This window comes from Aureibaculum luteum (assembly GCF_003449015.1).
GTDB lineage: Bacteria > Bacteroidota > Bacteroidia > Flavobacteriales > Flavobacteriaceae > Aureibaculum > Aureibaculum luteum.
In genome coordinates this window covers 1-605 of record NZ_QRGD01000046.1, presented here as the reverse complement: position 1 = coordinate 605, position 605 = coordinate 1, and the positions used below count along the sequence as shown (strand labels likewise).

1 protein-coding gene is annotated in these 605 nt (G+C 46.0%); it reads right to left on the bottom strand.

Going from position 1 to position 605, the window contains the following annotated elements; all coding sequences use genetic code 11:
* Positions 1-605, bottom strand: a 605-nt coding sequence (locus D3P13_RS21815; protein WP_394336480.1) for a calcium-binding protein, incomplete at both ends; no start/stop codon positions are given.

Below are 605 nucleotides of genomic sequence, written 5' to 3'. Positions count from 1 at the left end.
CCATTCGTTCCGTCAGTACCATTTGCACCAGCATCACCTGTTAAACCTTGAATACCTTGAGCACCCGTTGCACCATCAGTTCCATTAGTACCGGCATCACCTTTTTCACCTTGGATACCTTGAGCACCTGTTGCACCATTAATTCCATTCGTTCCGTCAGTACCATTTGTACCAGCATCACCTTGTTCACCTTTATCTCCTTTAGTACCATTCGTTCCGTCAGTACCATTTGCACCAGCATCACCTGTTAAACCTTGAATACCTTGAGCACCCGTTGCACCATCAGTTCCATTAGTACCGGCATCACCTTTTTCACCTTGGATCCCTTGAGCACCTGTTGCACCATTAATTCCATTCGTTCCGTCAATACCATTAGTACCAGCACCACCAGTTAAACCTTGAATACCTTGAGCACCAGTTGCACCGTCGGCACCATTCGTTCCGTCAGCACCATTTATACCAGCATCACCTTGTTCACCTTTATCTCCTTTAGTACCATTAGTTCCGTCAGTACCATTTGTACCAGCATCACCTTTTTCACCTTGGATACCTTGAGCACCTGTTGCACCATTAATTCCATTCGTTCCGTCGATACCATTAGTACC